Source organism: Burkholderia sp. SIMBA_051 (assembly GCF_046534915.1).
Lineage (GTDB): Bacteria > Pseudomonadota > Gammaproteobacteria > Burkholderiales > Burkholderiaceae > Burkholderia > Burkholderia ambifaria.
The window spans coordinates 1-246 of the sequence record NZ_JAWRXS010000704.1 but is presented as its reverse complement, the minus strand read 5'-3'; the positions used below and the strand labels follow the sequence as shown (position 1 = coordinate 246).

Genomic DNA, 246 nt, shown 5'->3' with positions numbered 1-246 from the left:
ATTACCACGATCCCGAGAAGCGTTCGATCGCCAATGCACTGACGGTCGAATTCAACGACGGATCGAAGTTCGACGAAGTCGTGGTCGAATACCCGATCGGTCACAAGCGTCGTCGCGAAGACGGAATTCCGTTGCTGGTCGAGAAGTTCAGGACCAACCTCGCGCGCCGCTTTCCGGTCAAGCAACAACTGGCGATTCTCGACGTATCGCTGGATCAGGCAAGGCTCGAAGCCATGCCGGTTCATG

At 56.5% G+C, this 246-nt stretch carries 1 pseudogene; it reads left to right on the top strand.

Annotated elements, in window-relative coordinates:
* A pseudogene (gene prpD, locus SB771_RS36285) lies at positions 1 to 246 on the top strand (2-methylcitrate dehydratase); the annotation flags it as partial.